Source organism: Pseudomonas sp. 9_2_1 (assembly GCF_059295275.1).
Genome location: NZ_CM181239.1, coordinates 1,007,197 through 1,021,986, shown reverse-complemented (window position 1 = coordinate 1,021,986; position 14,790 = coordinate 1,007,197). Strand labels below are relative to the sequence as shown.

Genomic DNA, 14,790 nt, shown 5'->3' with positions numbered 1-14,790 from the left:
GTTATACTTCCCGGCTTTCCCGAATTAATGCACAGGGTCCCGCCGCGCATGGATAAGACCTACCAGCCGCACGCCATCGAAACTTCCTGGTACAACACCTGGGAGTCCGAGAACTATTTCGCCCCACAAGGTGCAGGCGAGTCCTACACCATCATGATCCCGCCGCCGAACGTGACCGGCAGCCTGCACATGGGCCACGGGTTCAACAACGCGATCATGGACGCCCTGATCCGTTTCCGCCGCATGCAAGGCCGTGACACCCTGTGGCAGCCAGGCACCGACCACGCCGGTATCGCCACCCAGATGCTGGTCGAGCGCCAGCTCGAGGCCAAGGGCCAGAACCGCCATGACCTGGGCCGCGAAAAGTTCCTGGACAAGGTCTGGGAATGGAAGGACCAGTCCGGCGGCAACATCAGCCGTCAGATCCGTCGCCTGGGCTCGTCGGTAGACTGGAGCCGCGAGCGCTTCACCATGGACGACGGCCTGTCCGAAGCGGTCAAGGAAGCCTTCGTGCGCCTGCACGAGGACGGCCTGATCTACCGCGGCAAGCGCCTGGTCAACTGGGACACCAAGCTGCACACGGCCATCTCCGACCTCGAAGTGGAGAACCACGACGAGAAAGGCCACCTGTGGAACCTGCGCTACCCGCTGGCCGACGGCGCCAAGACCGCCGAAGGCAAGGACTACCTGGTCGTTGCCACCACCCGTCCGGAAACCCTGCTGGGTGACGCCGCCGTTGCGGTCAACCCAGGTGACGAACGCTACCAGGCACTGATTGGCAAGTTCGTCGAACTGCCCCTGGTCGGCCGCCGCATCCCGATCATCGCCGACGACTACTGCGACCCCGAGTTCGGTACCGGCTGCGTGAAGATCACCCCGGCCCACGACTTCAACGACTACGAAGTCGGCAAGCGCCACAACCTGCCGCTGCTGAACATCTTCGACAAGAACGCCTTCGTGCTGGCCAGCGCCCAGGCGTTCAACCTCGACGGCAGCATCAACGAGCAGGTCGACACCAGCCTGCCGGCCCAGTACGCCAATCTTGACCGCTTCGTCGCGCGCAAGCAGATCGTCGCCGACCTGGACGCCCAAGGTTTGCTGGTGAGCATCGACGACCACGCTCTGAAAGTGCCGAAGGGCGACCGTTCGGGCACCGTGATCGAGCCGTGGCTGACCGACCAGTGGTACGTCTCCACCAAGCCGCTGGCAGAACCTGCCATCGCTGCAGTGGAAGATGGCCGCATCCAGTTCGTGCCCAAGCAGTACGAAAACATGTACTTCTCCTGGATGCGTGACATCCAGGACTGGTGCATCAGCCGCCAGCTGTGGTGGGGCCACCGTATCCCGGCGTGGTACGACGAGGCCGGCCAGGTGTATGTCGGCCGCAACGAGCAAGAGGTGCGCGCCAAGCACAACCTGGGCGCCGACGTGGTCCTGCGCCAGGACGACGACGTGCTCGACACCTGGTTCAGTTCGGGCCTGTGGACCTTCTCCACCCTGGGCTGGCCGGAGCAGACCGAGTTCCTCAAGAAGTTCCACTCCACCGATGTACTGGTGACTGGCTTCGACATCATCTTCTTCTGGGTTGCGCGCATGATCATGCTGACCATGCACCTGATCAAGAACGAGGACGGCACTCCGCAAGTACCGTTCAAGACCGTGTACGTGCACGGCCTGGTGCGTGACGGCCAGGGCCAGAAGATGTCCAAGTCCAAGGGCAACGTGCTGGACCCGCTGGACATCGTCGACGGCATCACCCTCGACGCCCTGCTGGAGAAACGCACCAGCGGCATGATGCAGCCAAAGCTTGCCGAGAAGATCGCCAAGCAGACCAAGGCCGAGTTCCCCGAAGGTATCGCCAGCTACGGCACCGACGCCCTGCGCTTCACCTTCTGCTCGCTCGCCTCGACCGGCCGCGACATCAAGTTCGACATGGGCCGCGTCGAAGGCTACCGCAACTTCTGCAACAAGATCTGGAACGCCGCCCGCTACGTCCTGGACAAGGGCGAGGACTGCGGCCAGAACGGCGAAGCCTACGAGCTGTCGCTGGCTGACCGCTGGATCATCTCGCAGTTGCAGCGCACCGAAGCCGAAGTGACCCGCCAGCTGGAGCAGTTCCGCTTCGACCTGGCCAGCCAGGCGCTGTACGAGTTCATCTGGAACCAGTACTGCGACTGGTACCTGGAGCTGTCCAAGCCCGTACTGTGGGACGAGAATGCCCCGGTCGAGCGCGCCCGTGGCACCCGTCGCACCCTGGTGCGCGTGCTGGAAGTGGCGCTGCGCCTGGCGCACCCGTTCATGCCGTTCATCACTGAAGAAATCTGGCAGCGCATCGCGCCGCTGGCCGGCATCGAAGGCAAGACCATCATGCTGCAGCCGTGGCCAGTGGCCAATGAAGCTCGCATCGACGCCGCTGCCGAAGGCGACATCGAGTGGCTCAAAGAGCTGATGGTCGGCCTGCGCAACATCCGCGCCGAAATGAACATTGGCCCGGGCAAGCCGCTGCCGCTGTTCCTGAAGAACGCCAACGCCGACGACCAGCGCCGCCTGCAGGAAAACGAGGCACTGCTGAAGAAGCTGGCCAAGGTCGAGTCGTTCACGGTACTGAGCGATGCCGACGAAGCGCCGCTGTCGGCCACCGCCCTGGTAGGTGACCTGCAGGTACTGGTGCCGATGGCCGGGCTGATCGACAAGGATGCCGAGCTGGCGCGCCTGAACAAGGAAATCCAGCGCCTGCAAGGCGAAGTCCAGCGTGTCGGTGGCAAGCTGTCCAACGCGGCCTTCGTCGACAAGGCACCGCCTGCGGTGATCGAGAAAGAGCGCGCCAAGCTGGCCGAGTCCGAACAGGCCCTGGCCAACTTCACCGAGCAGCATGCGCGGATTGCAGCGCTGTAACCAAAAGTGAAGCCATAGCGGGCTGCTGCGCAGCCCATCGCCGGCAAGCCGGCTCCCACAGGAAAGCACCGTACCTGTGGGAGCCGGCTTGCCGGCGATGCTTTTCAGGATCCGACCATGACCGAAAAACCCACCCTGCACCCGCGCAACCGCCACCAGGGCCGCTACGACTTCCCCAGCCTGATCAAGGCCCACCCTGACCTGGCGCGGTTCACCATCACCAACCCACACGGCAAACCCAGCATCGACTTCGCCAACCCCGAAGCCGTGCGGGTGTTCAACCGCGCCCTGCTCAAGGCCCAGTACGGCATCCAGCACTGGGACATTCCGGCCGATTATCTGTGCCCACCGATCCCCGGCCGCGCCGACTACATCCACGTGGCCGCCGACCTGCTGGCTGACGATAACGCCGGTGAAATCCCCAAAGGCGCCCAGGTGCGCGTACTGGACGTTGGCGTAGGAGCCAACTGCATCTACCCGCTGCTGGGCCACAGCGACTACCGTTGGCGTTTCCTCGGTTCGGACATCGACCCGGTAGCCCTGGCCTCGGCCAAGGCCATCATCCAGGCCAATGGCCTGGCCAAGGCCATCACCCTGCGCCAGCAGGCCAAGCGGGCGCACATCCTCACCGGCCTGCTGCAGGACGACGAACGCTTCGACCTGACCCTGTGCAACCCGCCCTTCCATGCCTCGCGCGATGAAGCCACTCGTGGCAGCCAGCGCAAGTGGAAGAACCTTGGCAAGCAGGACCCCAAGCGCAAGCTGCCGGTGCTGAACTTCGGTGGCCAGAACAACGAGCTGTGGTGCGAGGGCGGCGAAATCCGCTTCGTTACCCAGCTCGCGGGAGAAAGCGTGCAATACGCCGAGCAGGTACTCTGGTTCACCAGCCTGGTGTCCAAGGCCAGCAATCTGCCGGGGATCGAGGCTGCACTCAAGAAGGCCGGCGCCAAGGCCGTGCGCATTGTCGAAATGGGCCAAGGGCAGAAGCAGAGCCGCATGGTCGCCTGGAGCTTCCATGACGACGCTGCGCGCCAGGCCTGGCGCACCCGCAGTAAATCACAGGCATGAAAAAACCGCGCCCGGGCAAGCCGGGCGCGGTTTCGTCAAAGCGTCAACAATTACTTGTTGATAGCGTCGGTCAGCACTTTGGCTGGTACGAACTTGACGACTTTCTTGGCAGCGATTTCGATGGCAGCGCCAGTCGAAGGGTTGCGGCCGGTACGGGCAGGACGCTCGGAGACTTTCAGCTTGCCGATGCCTGGCAGAGTGATTTCAGCGCCGTTTTCCAGCTGGTCGGCAACGATCTGGCCCAGTTGCTCCAGCGCGTTTTTGGCGGTGGCTTTTGGCGCGGCGATCGATTCGGCGATGTCGGCAATCAGTTGGTCTTTGGTCAATGCCATGGTGATGTTCCTTCCCTATCAAATTCGATGGTTATGCAGCGAACTACGACGTTATCGGGCCAGCCCCTGTAAGTGGAGGGCCGCGCCAATCCCGTATCTAGATACGTAAATCGGCGTTTGGTTCGACACGACGACAGCACGCTGCCAGCAATGCGCCACACGAGGTGCACAAGACCGCGCAAAGCTACCACAGGAACGGATAAATATCCGCTGCGCACTTCGATTTAATGCAGGTTTTTCGGGGGTTTTAGCCTTAATCGCACAAATTTGAACAAAAAACGAACAACCGGCATTTCTGCCAACATCCGGCCACTGCACCACCTTGTGTCTGGGTTAAACTTGACGACTTTTGCAGCTCGCCGAGAATCCCATGCCAATCCGTCATTGCATCGTTCACCTGATCGACAAAAAGCCTGATGGCAGCCCCGCCGTGCTGCATGCCCGCGATAACGAACTGGCCGCTTCCGATGCCATCGAAAACCTGCTGACCGACCTCAACGACAGCTATAACGCCAAGCAAGGCAAGGCCTGGGGCTTTTTCCACGGCGAGTCTGGTGCGTACCCGCTGAGCGGCTGGCTGAAGCAATACCTGGAAAAGGAGAAAGACTTCACCGCGTTCAGTCGCGTGGCCGTGGAGCATCTGCAAAAGCTGATGGAGGAGTCGAACCTGTCCACCGGTGGCCACATCCTGTTTGCCCACTATCAGCAAGGCATGACCGAATACCTGGCAATCGCCCTGCTGCACCACAGCGAGGGTGTGGCGGTAAACGCCGAACTGGACGTAATGCCTTCGCGCCATCTTGACCTGGGCCAACTGCACCTGGCGGCGCGCATCAATTTGTCGGAGTGGAAGAACAACCAGAATTCCAAGCAGTACATCTCGTTCATCAAAGGCAAGAACGGCAAGAAGGTCTCGGAGTATTTCCGCGACTTCATCGGCTGCCAGGAAGGCGTTGATGGCCCGGGTGAAACCCGCACCCTGCTCAAGGCCTTCAGTGATTTTGTCGAGAGCGAGGACTTGCCCGAAGAGTCCGCGCGCGAAAAGACCCAGACCCTGGTCGAGTACGCCACTGCGCAGACCAAGATGGGCGAACCGGTGACCCTGGAAGAGCTGTCGAGCCTGATTGACGAGGACCGCCCCAAGGCGTTCTACGATCACATCCGCAACAAGGATTACGGCCTGTCGCCGGAAATCCCTGCGGATAAACGCACCCTTAACCAGTTTCGCCGCTTTACCGGGCGCGCCGAAGGGCTGTCGATCAGCTTCGAGGCGCATCTGCTGGGGGACAAGGTGGAGTATGACGAGGAAGCCGGGACCTTGATCATCAAAGGGCTGCCGACCACCTTGGTGGACCAGTTGAAACGACGCAAGGACTGATGGCCCTGGGGGCTGCCTTGCAGCCCTAAATCATGCAAGAAGCATCATAGGAGGCGACCAACGCCTCCTTCGCCGACTTGCGCAGCCGCTTCACCAGCCGCTCCTGCCGCAACGCCTCACCCTTGTCCGGCCACTGCTCCACATACACCAGCGCCTGGGCCGGGCTGGTCTTGAAGTACCGCGCCCCCCGCCCCTTCTGGTGCGCGGCAAAGCGCCGCTGCGGGTCGTCACTGATACCGCAATACAACGAACCATTCGCCGCCCGTACCAGATAGACAAACCAGGGTTTGCCTATGGCATGCACGACGACCTCACTCACCACGGGCCTGCTGAAATGCCCGCAGGCCCTTGAACGCTTGCTGGCGGACCTTGTTCTGCACCAGCGGCGACCAGCCGAGCAGCACCCCGGGCACGCCCAGCGCTTGCCGTGACCAGCGCCACAGATCGAAGCTGTCGTCGTGCTGGCAGATCAACCCATCACGAATCACAAAGCGCGCCTGGATGTCATTGACCACGACACGGCCGGTCTGGCTGAACAGGTAAGTCGCCACCCAGTGCGCACCACCACCACGTTCGTCGGCGCGGACGCTGTCGAACGCAAGGGTGAAGTCTGTGGCACGGCTGGTGAGCATGCGCCACATGTCACCCGCGTCCTTGCCGCGCAGGGTGCCGAAGACCGGGTCGCTGAAAACGACATCATCGCTGTAGCAGGCCACCATGGCCTCGGCGTCCAGGCGCTGGAAGGCCTGGTAGAAACGGGTGATCAGGTCGCGGTTGGCGTCGCTCATGGGCGGGTCCGTGCTGGGATCGAAAGCAGCACGATAATCTGCCCCGACGGCTTACGCCAGTGCCGGCCTCTTCGCGGGTAAACCCGCTCCCACAGGAAAGTGACAGGCCCAGAGCAGGCACAGATTCTGTGGGAGCGGGTTTACCCGCGAAGAGGCCGGCACTGCCAACATTTTCCTCAAACCCTCTCGCTGGTCACCTGCACATGCAAAGCACGCCCGGCACCCAACCCGAACACGATGGCGCCAATCCCCAGCACGGCAAAAATCCAGCCCACCGCCGCCCAGCCGCCGGTCATGTCATGTACCAGCCCTACTGCAAACGGCCCCATGGACGCCAAGGTGTAACCTACGCCTTGAGCCATGCTCGACAGGTTCGCCGCCACATGAGCATCTTTCGAACGCAGCACGATAAGGGTCAGCGCCAGGGCAAAGGTCCCCCCCTGCCCCAGGCCCAGCACCACCGCCCAACCCCATAGCCCCGAAATCGGCGCGTACAGGCAACCGAACAAGCCCGCCAAGGTGATCAGCATGACCATCACGATCGCCAGGCGCTGATCCTTGCCGCGGGTCGCCAGCCAGGGTGCGCTGAGGGAACTGACCAATTGCACGATCACCGACCCCGACAGCACCAGCCCCGCCTCTGTAGGGCTCAGGCCGCGGCCGATCAGGATCGATGGCAACCAGCCAAATACTATGTAGGCCAGCGACGACTGCAGCCCCATGTACAGGGTCACCTGCCAGGCCAAGGGGTCACGCCACAGGCCGCGCACCCGGTAGGCTACTTTGTGCAAGCCATGCCCCTGACGGGCCTGTGGCAGCCACACCAGCATGGCCAGCAAGGCCGGGAGCACCCAGAAGCCCAGCCCCACCGCCCAGCTGTCGTCGAAATGCTGCGCCAGGGGCACAGTAGCCCCGGCAGCCATGGCCGCGCCCAGGCATAGCGCCATGGTGTACACGCCAGTCAGGGTGCCAGCGTGCTGGGGGAAATCGCGCTTGACGATACCGGGCAGCAGCACGCCGATGATACCGATGCTGGCTCCCGCCATCAGGCTACCAAGGAAAACCCCGGCGGCCCCCAGGGTACTGCGCACGACAATCCCCAGCGCCAAGGTGAGCAGAATGCCCACGATCACTCGCTCACTGCCAAAGCGCCGCGCCAGCAGCGGCGCCAGCGGGGCGAACAAGCCCAGGCACAGCACCGGCAAGGTGGTCAGCAAGCCTGCCTGCGACGCACTCAGCCCCAGGCCTTCGGAGACCTGGCCCAGCACCGGCGCCATGCTCGACAACGCCGGACGCAGGTTCAAGGCCACCAGCACCAGGCCGAGCAACAGCAACCAGGGCCTGCGCAGCAGCACCGGCTGTTGCTGGACCTGCTCGTCGTCGGCTTCAGCGTCGATCAGCAGCTCATCGAGATCGCGCGGGTCGGGCGGGGTATTGCGAGTGATGGATTCAGCCATGGCCTTCTCGGGGTCAGGATTCGATGAGGGTACGGCTCAGGCGCTTGGCCCGCTCCGCGTCGCGTTGCTCGATGGCGTCGAGGATCTGTCCATGCAGGTCGAACGTGGCCTGGCAACGCGGCACGGTCGCCATGTTCTGCTGCAGCGCGGCAGCGACCACCCCGGAAAAGTAGCGGTACAGCTCACTTAACGCCGGGTTGTGAGCGGCATCTACCAGCCGTTGGTGAAACACCAGGTCGCAGGCCACATAAGCGTCGACATCACCATGAAAATGCCCGGCACTGCTGCCTAAGGCATCGCGCAGTGCTTGCAGGTCGGCAGCGGTACGGCGCAGGGCCGCCAGGCCAATCGCTTCGGTTTCCAGGATATGGCGGGTTTCCCGGGCCTGCTCGGCACTGCAGCGCGACATCGCCTGCACCGCTTGCAGCGGCTCCTGGGCGGTGCGCAGGTAGCTGCCGTCGCCTTGACGGATTTCCACCAGGCCGCTGAAGGCCAGCACCCGCATGGCTTCGCGCACGGTATTGCGGCTGATGCCAAGCTGCAAGGCCAGTTCCGGCTCGGTTGGCAGACGCTGCCCTACCTGCCAGTCGCCCTGCAGAATGCGCTCGCGCATAGATTCCACAGCCAATTCGACCAAGGAACGCCTGGTCAGCTCTGTACCCATCCCACTCAACCAATCATCCGATGAATTGCTGCAGCTTACTGGATCCGGGTCAATGGCGTAAACCACCTGTCATTTTTGCCAGTTGTGGAGAATACGCTTTGTTGCAACGCTCGCAGCATACCTTCAAGGATGCCTTTGCATGCGACGAGCGAGCCTGCTGCTATTGCTGTTCCTCACCTTGCTGCCCGGTTGTGATCCGGCGCAACAGCGCAGCCGCCCGAAGGCTTTGTTCATTGGCCTGGACGGTGTGCAACTGGAGCGATACCTGCTGCTGGGTGACGCCACCCACCTAAGGCAGCGGCTGTATTACGGCAAAGCCTACGCTGGCGGGATCAACGGCAGGGGCAGCGAGCAGCCGACCCTGAGCGGCCCAGGCTGGGTGACGCTGCTGACCGGCGTGTGGAGCAACAAGCATGGCGTTACCTCCAACGACGAATCATTGCGGGTTGACCGGGCGTTCCCCAGCCTGTTCAGGCGGCTGCGCCTGGCCATGCCCAACGCCTACCTGGCCAGCGTGGTCAACTGGTCGCCGCTGAATACGGCATTCATGCTGGAAGATGCGCATGGCGCAGATGTGCGTGAAAGTGGTTTATCGGATGAGCAGGTGATCGAGCGTACGCTGCAGATCCTTGGCAACACGCCCGCGGACTTCACCTTCATCCAGCTCGACGAACCGGACCAGGCCGGCCACGACAGAGGTTTTGGTGATCGTTACCAGCGCGCGCTGCGCAAGGTCGACAACCAGATTGGCCAGTTGCTGGACAAGGTCGATGAGCGGCGGCGCAGGTATCCGCAGGAAGACTGGCTGGTGATGGTCAGCACCGACCATGGCCGCGACTACTGGGGCAAAAGCCACGGCGGGCTGTCGGAACAGGAAAAGACCATCTTCATCGCCAGCAACAAGCCGCTGAACCAGGAGTTTACGCAACCCGGCATTCCTGCGGAAAACCCCGGCCCGAACCACCTGTACAGCCTGCCCGCGCAAACCTCGGTTGCACCGACCCTATTGCGCCACATGGGGTTGAAACTGCAGCCGGACTGGTTACTGGACGGGACGCCCTTGCTGGGAAACACCGGGGTGCGCAAGGCACGGGCGGATGAAAGCAAAGGGCAGCTGCGCTGGAACAGTAACGCCAGCGGCCATCTGAGCATTTTGAAGAACGGGCATGTGGTGGCGCAGGTGCCGGCCGCAGGCGGGCAATGGCGCGATCCGGAGGGGATGAAGCAGCAGAACGACTATGTGCTGGTGCTCGACGGAACACCGGCGGCGGTACGCAACAGGCCAGAGCCCAAGGCGGTTGTCATCGAAGAAAGCGGCTATTGAACACCGTTGCAGCGGCCTTGCGTCACGATTGGCGTGCAAGGCCGCTGCCACAGGGACTGCCGTCAGTTCAACGCATCAAGCAGCGCCTGGTTCATCTCCGGCGTGCCAATGGTGATCCGCAGGAACTGGGCAATACGCTGCTGCTTGAAGTGGCGCACGATCACCCCTTGCTCGCGCAAACGGGCCGCCAGCTCAGCGGCGTCCTGCTGCGGGTGACGGGCAAAGATAAAGTTGGCCGCCGATGGCAGCACGTCGAAACCTTTGGCCTGCAATTGACCAACCAGCACTTCGCGACTGTCGATCACCTTGCGACAGGTAGCCTCGAAGTACTCGCGGTCCTCGAACGCCACCGCAGCACCGACGATCGCCGCACGGTCCAGCGGATAAGAGTTGAAGCTGTTCTTGATCCGCTCCAGCGCCTCGATCAGGTCCGGGTGACCCACTGCCAGACCAACCCGCAGGCCGGCCAGCGAGCGCGATTTCGACAAGGTCTGGGTGACCAGCAGATTGTCGTAGCGGTCCACCAGGCTGATGGCTGTTTCGCCACCAAAATCGATATAGGCCTCATCCACCACCACCACCGAATCACGGTTGGCTTGCAGCAGCTGCTCCACCGCCTGCAACGGCATCAGGCAGCCAGTCGGCGCGTTGGGGTTGGGGAAGATGATGCCGGCGTTGGGCTTGTTGTAGTCACCAATGCGGATCTGGAACTGCTCGTCCAGCGCCACCTGTTCGAAGGCGATACCGTACAGGCCGCAGTAAACCGGGTAGAAGCTGTAGCTGATGTCCGGGAACAGCAGCGGGGCATCGTGCTGGAACAGGCCGTGGAAGATGTGCGCCAGCACTTCGTCCGAGCCATTGCCGACAAATACTTGCGCCGCAGTCACGCCGTAATACTCGGCCACCGCCTGCTTGAGCCGGTCGCCGTTCGGGTCTGGATAAAGGCGCAGATTGTCGTTCAGCTCGGCGCGCATGGCCTCCAGCGCCTTGGGCGACGGGCCGTAGGGGTTTTCGTTGGTGTTCAGCTTGACCAGGCGGGCCAGTTTGGGCTGCTCGCCCGGCACGTAAGGCACCAGGTCCTTGACGAAGGGGCTCCAGAATCGACTCATGCTCAGTTCCCCTTCTCTTGGGTCAGGATGCGGTATTCAGCACTGCGGGCGTGGGCGGTCAGCGACTCGCCACGGGCCAGCACCGATGCAGTGTGGCCCAGCTCGGACGCGCCCTGCTCGGAGCAGAAGATGATCGACGAACGCTTCTGGAAGTCATACACCCCCAGTGGCGACGAGAACCGCGCGGTGCCCGAGGTAGGCAATACGTGGTTGGGGCCGGCACAGTAGTCACCCAGCGCTTCGCTGGTGTGGCGGCCCATGAAGATCGCGCCGGCATGGCGGATGTGCGGCAGCCAAGCCTGCGGGTCGGCCACCGACAGCTCCAGGTGCTCCGGTGCGATGCGGTTGGCCACTTCGATCGCCTGCTGCATGTCACGCACCTGGATCAGCGCACCGCGGCCATTGATCGACTTCTCGATGATTTCGGCACGCTCCATGGTTGGCATCAGCTTGTCGATGCTGGCAGCAACGCGGTCGAGGAAACCGGCATCCGGGCTGACCAGGATGGCCTGGGCGTCTTCGTCGTGCTCGGCCTGGGAGAACAGGTCCATGGCGATCCAGTCCGGGTCGGTCTGGCCGTCGCATACCACGAGGATTTCCGACGGGCCGGCAATCATGTCGATACCGACCTGGCCGAACACGTGGCGCTTGGCGGTGGCGACATAGATGTTGCCGGGGCCGACGATCTTGTCTACCTGTGGCACGCTTTCGGTGCCGTAGGCCAGTGCAGCCACGGCCTGGGCGCCACCGACGGTGAACACCCGGTCGACACCGGCGATGCAGGCAGCCGCCAGCACCAGCTCATTGACCTCGCCACGCGGGGTCGGCACCACCATCACCACTTCCGGCACGCCGGCGACCTTGGCCGGAATGGCGTTCATCAACACCGACGACGGGTACGACGCCTTGCCGCCAGGCACATACAGGCCGGCGCGGTCCAGCGGTGTCACCTTCTGGCCAAGCACAGTGCCGTCGGCTTCGGTGTACTGCCAGGAGTCCTGCTTTTGCCGCTCGTGGTACATGCGCACACGGTTGGCGGCCTTTTCCAACGCTTCGCGCTGGGCCGCGGTGATGCGGGTCAGGGCCAGCTCCAGACGCTCACGGCCGAGGATCAGGTCATCGATACAGGTGGCGGCAACAGCGTCAAAACGCTGGGTGAACTCCACCAGCGCCGCATCGCCGCGCTCGCGCACGGCCTTGATGATGTCGAGCACGCGCTGGTTGACCGCGTCATCGGACACACTTTCCCAGCTCAGCAGATGATCCAGATGTCGGGCGAAATCCGGATCAGCAGCGTTGAGACGGGCAATTGCAGTGGACACGGTCATGGCGAGGGCCTCGATTATTAGCGAATGCTCAGGCGCCCTAGGCTACCAGTCCATCCGCGCGGGCACCCGAGAAAAGTGGCTATGACGCGGATAGACGGGCGCGACAGCGAAGGTCGCGCTCAGGAGTCAGCCGCGGTGTCGCGATTCGACAGCTTTACGCAGGGTGTCGATCAGGCTCTGGATACGGGCGTGCTGCATTTTCATCGAGGCCTTGTTGACCACTAGGCGCGAGCTGATCGTGGCGATCATTTCCTGGGGTTCGAGGCCGTTGGCACGCAGGGTGTTGCCAGTGTCGACCACGTCGATGATCTTGTCGGCGAGGTTGATCAGCGGCGCCAGCTCCATCGAGCCGTACAGCTTGATGATATCGACCTGGCGGCCCTGTTCGGCGTAGTAGCGCTTGGCTACGTTGACGAACTTGGTGGCCACCCGCAGACGGCCCTTGGGCTCGGGTGCACCCACCACGCCAGCGGTCATCAGCTTGCAGCAGGCAATCTGCAGGTCCAGGGGCTCGTACAGGCCCTGGCCGCCGTATTCCATCAGCACGTCCTTGCCGGCCACGCCAAGGTCGGCGGCACCATGCTCGACGTAGGTTGGCACGTCGGTGGCACGCACGATCAGCAGGCGCACGTCGTCCTGCGTGGTGGGGATGATCAGCTTGCGGCTCTTGTCCGGGTTCTCGGTCGGTACAATACCGGCCTCGGCCAGCAATGGCAGGGTGTCGTCGAGAATACGGCCTTTGGAAAGCGCGATGGTCAACATTGGAACGTCGGTCCTTAAGCGGCTACTGCCGGCCGGGCGTTGAGCCCGACCGCATTCAATTCATCAGGTGCATCCTTGCACCAGCGGGCTACTAGCCCGGTACGCGGCGGATTTTCGCGCCGAGCATCTGCAGTTTTTCTTCGATGCACTCGTAACCACGGTCAATGTGGTAGATGCGATCGATCAGGGTGTCGCCTTCGGCCACCAGCGCAGACAGCACCAGGCTGGCGGAAGCACGCAGGTCGGTTGCCATTACCGGGGCACCCTTCAGCGTCTTGACGCCAGTGACGATGGCCGTGTTGCCTTCGACCTGGATCTGCGCGCCCATGCGGTGCATTTCGTACACATGCATGAAGCGGTTTTCAAAGATGGTCTCGATCACCGCGCCAGTGCCTTCGGCGATGGCGTTCAGCGAGATGAACTGCGCCTGCATGTCGGTCGGGAAGGCCGGGTACGGTGCGGTACGCAGGTTGACGGCTTTGGGCCGCTTGCCGTGCATGTCCAGTTCGATCCAGTCTTCGCCGGTATTGATGTCGGCGCCCGCTTCCTTGAGCTTTTCCAGCACGGCTTCAAGGATGGTCGGGTCAGTGTCCTTGACCTTGACGCGGCCACCGGTCACGGCAGCGGCAACCAGGTAGGTACCGGTTTCGATACGGTCCGGCATCACGCGATAGGTGGCCGAGTGCAGGCGCTCTACGCCATCGATGGTGATGGTGTCGGTACCCGCGCCTTGAACCTTGCCGCCCATGGCGTTGATGAAGTTGGCCAGATCGACCACTTCAGGCTCGCGCGCAGCGTTCTGCAGCACGCTGCGGCCTTTGGCCAAGGCAGCGGCCATCATGATGTTCTCGGTACCGGTCACGCTGACGGTGTCGAAGAAGAAGTGCGCACCGCGCAGGCCACCCTCAGGCGCCTTGGCCTTGATGTAGCCGGCTTCGACATCGATCTTCGCACCCATGGCCTCAAGGCCGCGGATGTGCAGGTCGACCGGGCGCGAGCCAATGGCGCAACCGCCTGGCAGGGCCACTTCGGCCTCGCCGAAACGGGCGACCATCGGGCCCAGCACCAGGATCGAGGCGCGCATGGTCTTGACCAGCTCATACGGCGCGACCAGGGTCTTGATGGTGCGTGGGTCGATCTCCACCGCGAGCTTTTCGTCGATCACAGGCTCGATGCCCATGCGACCGAACAGCTCGATCATGGTGGTGATGTCGTGCAGGTGTGGCAGGTTGCCCACGGTTACCGGGCCGTCAGCCAGCAGGGTCGCTGCCAGGATCGGCAGGGCTGCGTTCTTCGCGCCCGAAATGCGGATCTCGCCGTCAAGACGAGGGCCGCCAGTAATAATCAGTTTGTCCATTGGAGTCTCGCCGCCAAGTTGGCTCAGGTGCGCTCAGCCCAGGCTGCGCTGCTGAAAAATTTCATGGTTACCGCATGGATGCTGCCATTGGCGATCCACGGGTTCAGGTGAGCATAGATCGCCTGCTGACGTTTGACCGGGCTCAGGCCAGCCAACTCGTCGCTGATCACGTTCAACTGGAAGTTGCAGCCTTCGCCTTCAACTTCGACCCGGGAACCGGGCAATTTTTCTTCAAGGAAGCTTTTAACTTCTACGGCCTGCATGCTCAACCTCAATCGGCGCCCGATGCGCACGGGTCGGCCATCATACAAAAAAGCCCCTCGCCTGC

14 protein-coding genes are annotated in these 14,790 nt (G+C 62.7%); 4 read left to right on the top strand and 10 right to left on the bottom strand.

Annotated features, from left to right (window positions below; translation table 11 throughout):
- The first annotated feature begins 48 nt into the window (after nucleotides 1-48).
- Both AC5O5I_RS04560 and rlmF read left to right on the top strand, forming a co-directional pair.
- Entirely contained in the window at nucleotides 49-2,895 is a 2,847-nt protein-coding gene (locus AC5O5I_RS04560; protein ID WP_172219226.1) for a valine--tRNA ligase, read from the top strand.
- 117 nt (nucleotides 2,896-3,012) lie between these two features.
- A complete protein-coding gene (gene rlmF / locus AC5O5I_RS04555; RefSeq protein WP_172219217.1) occupies nucleotides 3,013-3,963 on the top strand; it encodes a 23S rRNA (adenine(1618)-N(6))-methyltransferase RlmF in 951 nt (316 codons plus the stop codon).
- A gap of 50 nt (nucleotides 3,964-4,013) precedes the next feature.
- Here rlmF and AC5O5I_RS04550 read toward each other — a convergent pair whose 3' ends face one another.
- Entirely contained in the window at nucleotides 4,014-4,295 is a 282-nt protein-coding gene (locus tag AC5O5I_RS04550) for an HU family DNA-binding protein (protein ID WP_003255106.1), read from the bottom strand.
- 370 nt (nucleotides 4,296-4,665) lie between these two features.
- Between AC5O5I_RS04550 and yejK the strand changes: the two genes are divergently transcribed.
- Nucleotides 4,666-5,673, top strand: a complete 1,008-nt coding sequence (gene yejK, locus AC5O5I_RS04545; protein ID WP_172219215.1) for a nucleoid-associated protein YejK — start codon at nucleotides 4,666-4,668, stop codon at nucleotides 5,671-5,673.
- A gap of 25 nt (nucleotides 5,674-5,698) precedes the next feature.
- On the opposite strand, the gene AC5O5I_RS04540 is transcribed toward yejK, so the two are convergent.
- From AC5O5I_RS04540 to AC5O5I_RS04525, 4 genes are all read right to left on the bottom strand, one after another.
- A complete protein-coding gene (locus AC5O5I_RS04540) occupies nucleotides 5,699-5,992 on the bottom strand; it encodes a GIY-YIG nuclease family protein (protein WP_172219213.1) in 294 nt (97 codons plus the stop codon).
- Nucleotides 5,985-6,461 (bottom strand): nuclear transport factor 2 family protein, encoded by a 477-nt coding sequence (locus AC5O5I_RS04535; protein ID WP_172219211.1) that lies wholly within the window; start codon nucleotides 6,459-6,461, stop codon nucleotides 5,985-5,987. The genes AC5O5I_RS04540 and AC5O5I_RS04535 overlap by 8 nt, the downstream gene beginning before the upstream one ends.
- 176 nt (nucleotides 6,462-6,637) lie before the next feature.
- A complete protein-coding gene (locus tag AC5O5I_RS04530; RefSeq protein WP_172219209.1) occupies nucleotides 6,638-7,918 on the bottom strand; it encodes a CynX/NimT family MFS transporter in 1,281 nt (426 codons plus the stop codon).
- Between the two features lie 13 nt (nucleotides 7,919-7,931).
- Nucleotides 7,932-8,582 (bottom strand): FadR/GntR family transcriptional regulator, encoded by a 651-nt coding sequence (locus AC5O5I_RS04525; RefSeq protein WP_494512129.1) that lies wholly within the window; start codon nucleotides 8,580-8,582, stop codon nucleotides 7,932-7,934.
- A gap of 139 nt (nucleotides 8,583-8,721) precedes the next feature.
- On the opposite strand from AC5O5I_RS04525, the gene AC5O5I_RS04520 reads away from it, so the two are divergent.
- On the top strand, nucleotides 8,722-9,906 hold the full coding sequence (locus tag AC5O5I_RS04520) for an alkaline phosphatase family protein (protein ID WP_494512128.1): 1,185 nt from the start codon (nucleotides 8,722-8,724) through the stop codon (nucleotides 9,904-9,906).
- Nucleotides 9,907-9,968: 62 nt separating this feature from the next.
- Here the strand turns inward: AC5O5I_RS04520 and hisC are convergent, their stop codons facing one another.
- From hisC to AC5O5I_RS04495, 5 genes are all read right to left on the bottom strand, one after another.
- Nucleotides 9,969-11,015: a histidinol-phosphate transaminase gene (gene hisC, locus AC5O5I_RS04515; RefSeq protein ID WP_172219194.1), complete on the bottom strand. Its 1,047-nt coding sequence runs from the start codon at nucleotides 11,013-11,015 to the stop codon at nucleotides 9,969-9,971.
- 2 nt (nucleotides 11,016-11,017) lie between these two features.
- Nucleotides 11,018-12,343 (bottom strand): histidinol dehydrogenase, encoded by a 1,326-nt coding sequence (gene hisD, locus AC5O5I_RS04510; RefSeq protein WP_172219192.1) that lies wholly within the window; start codon nucleotides 12,341-12,343, stop codon nucleotides 11,018-11,020.
- A 126-nt stretch (nucleotides 12,344-12,469) separates the two neighbouring features.
- Nucleotides 12,470-13,105, bottom strand: coding sequence for an ATP phosphoribosyltransferase (gene hisG / locus AC5O5I_RS04505; RefSeq protein WP_033701084.1), 636 nt, complete (start codon nucleotides 13,103-13,105; stop codon nucleotides 12,470-12,472).
- Nucleotides 13,106-13,196: 91 nt separating this feature from the next.
- Nucleotides 13,197-14,462 (bottom strand): UDP-N-acetylglucosamine 1-carboxyvinyltransferase, encoded by a 1,266-nt coding sequence (gene murA, locus AC5O5I_RS04500; RefSeq protein ID WP_172219190.1) that lies wholly within the window; start codon nucleotides 14,460-14,462, stop codon nucleotides 13,197-13,199.
- A gap of 23 nt (nucleotides 14,463-14,485) precedes the next feature.
- Nucleotides 14,486-14,725, bottom strand: a complete 240-nt coding sequence (locus AC5O5I_RS04495; protein ID WP_003255121.1) for a BolA family protein — start codon at nucleotides 14,723-14,725, stop codon at nucleotides 14,486-14,488.
- Between the last annotated feature and the right edge of the window lie 65 nt (nucleotides 14,726-14,790).

Coding starts and splice junctions, on each gene's coding strand:
- AC5O5I_RS04560 (WP_172219226.1), top strand. CDS start 49: ATGGATAAGACCTACCAGCCGCACGCCATCGAAACTTCCTGGTACAAC.
- rlmF (WP_172219217.1), top strand. CDS start 3,013: ATGACCGAAAAACCCACCCTGCACCCGCGCAACCGCCACCAGGGCCGC.
- AC5O5I_RS04550 (WP_003255106.1), bottom strand. CDS start 4,295: ATGGCATTGACCAAAGACCAACTGATTGCCGACATCGCCGAATCGATC.
- yejK (WP_172219215.1), top strand. CDS start 4,666: ATGCCAATCCGTCATTGCATCGTTCACCTGATCGACAAAAAGCCTGAT.
- AC5O5I_RS04535 (WP_172219211.1), bottom strand. CDS start 6,461: ATGAGCGACGCCAACCGCGACCTGATCACCCGTTTCTACCAGGCCTTC.
- AC5O5I_RS04530 (WP_172219209.1), bottom strand. CDS start 7,918: ATGGCTGAATCCATCACTCGCAATACCCCGCCCGACCCGCGCGATCTC.
- AC5O5I_RS04525 (WP_494512129.1), bottom strand. CDS start 8,582: ATGGGTACAGAGCTGACCAGGCGTTCCTTGGTCGAATTGGCTGTGGAA.
- AC5O5I_RS04520 (WP_494512128.1), top strand. CDS start 8,722: ATGCGACGAGCGAGCCTGCTGCTATTGCTGTTCCTCACCTTGCTGCCC.
- hisC (WP_172219194.1), bottom strand. CDS start 11,015: ATGAGTCGATTCTGGAGCCCCTTCGTCAAGGACCTGGTGCCTTACGTG.
- hisD (WP_172219192.1), bottom strand. CDS start 12,343: ATGACCGTGTCCACTGCAATTGCCCGTCTCAACGCTGCTGATCCGGAT.
- hisG (WP_033701084.1), bottom strand. CDS start 13,105: ATGTTGACCATCGCGCTTTCCAAAGGCCGTATTCTCGACGACACCCTG.
- murA (WP_172219190.1), bottom strand. CDS start 14,462: ATGGACAAACTGATTATTACTGGCGGCCCTCGTCTTGACGGCGAGATC.
- AC5O5I_RS04495 (WP_003255121.1), bottom strand. CDS start 14,725: ATGCAGGCCGTAGAAGTTAAAAGCTTCCTTGAAGAAAAATTGCCCGGT.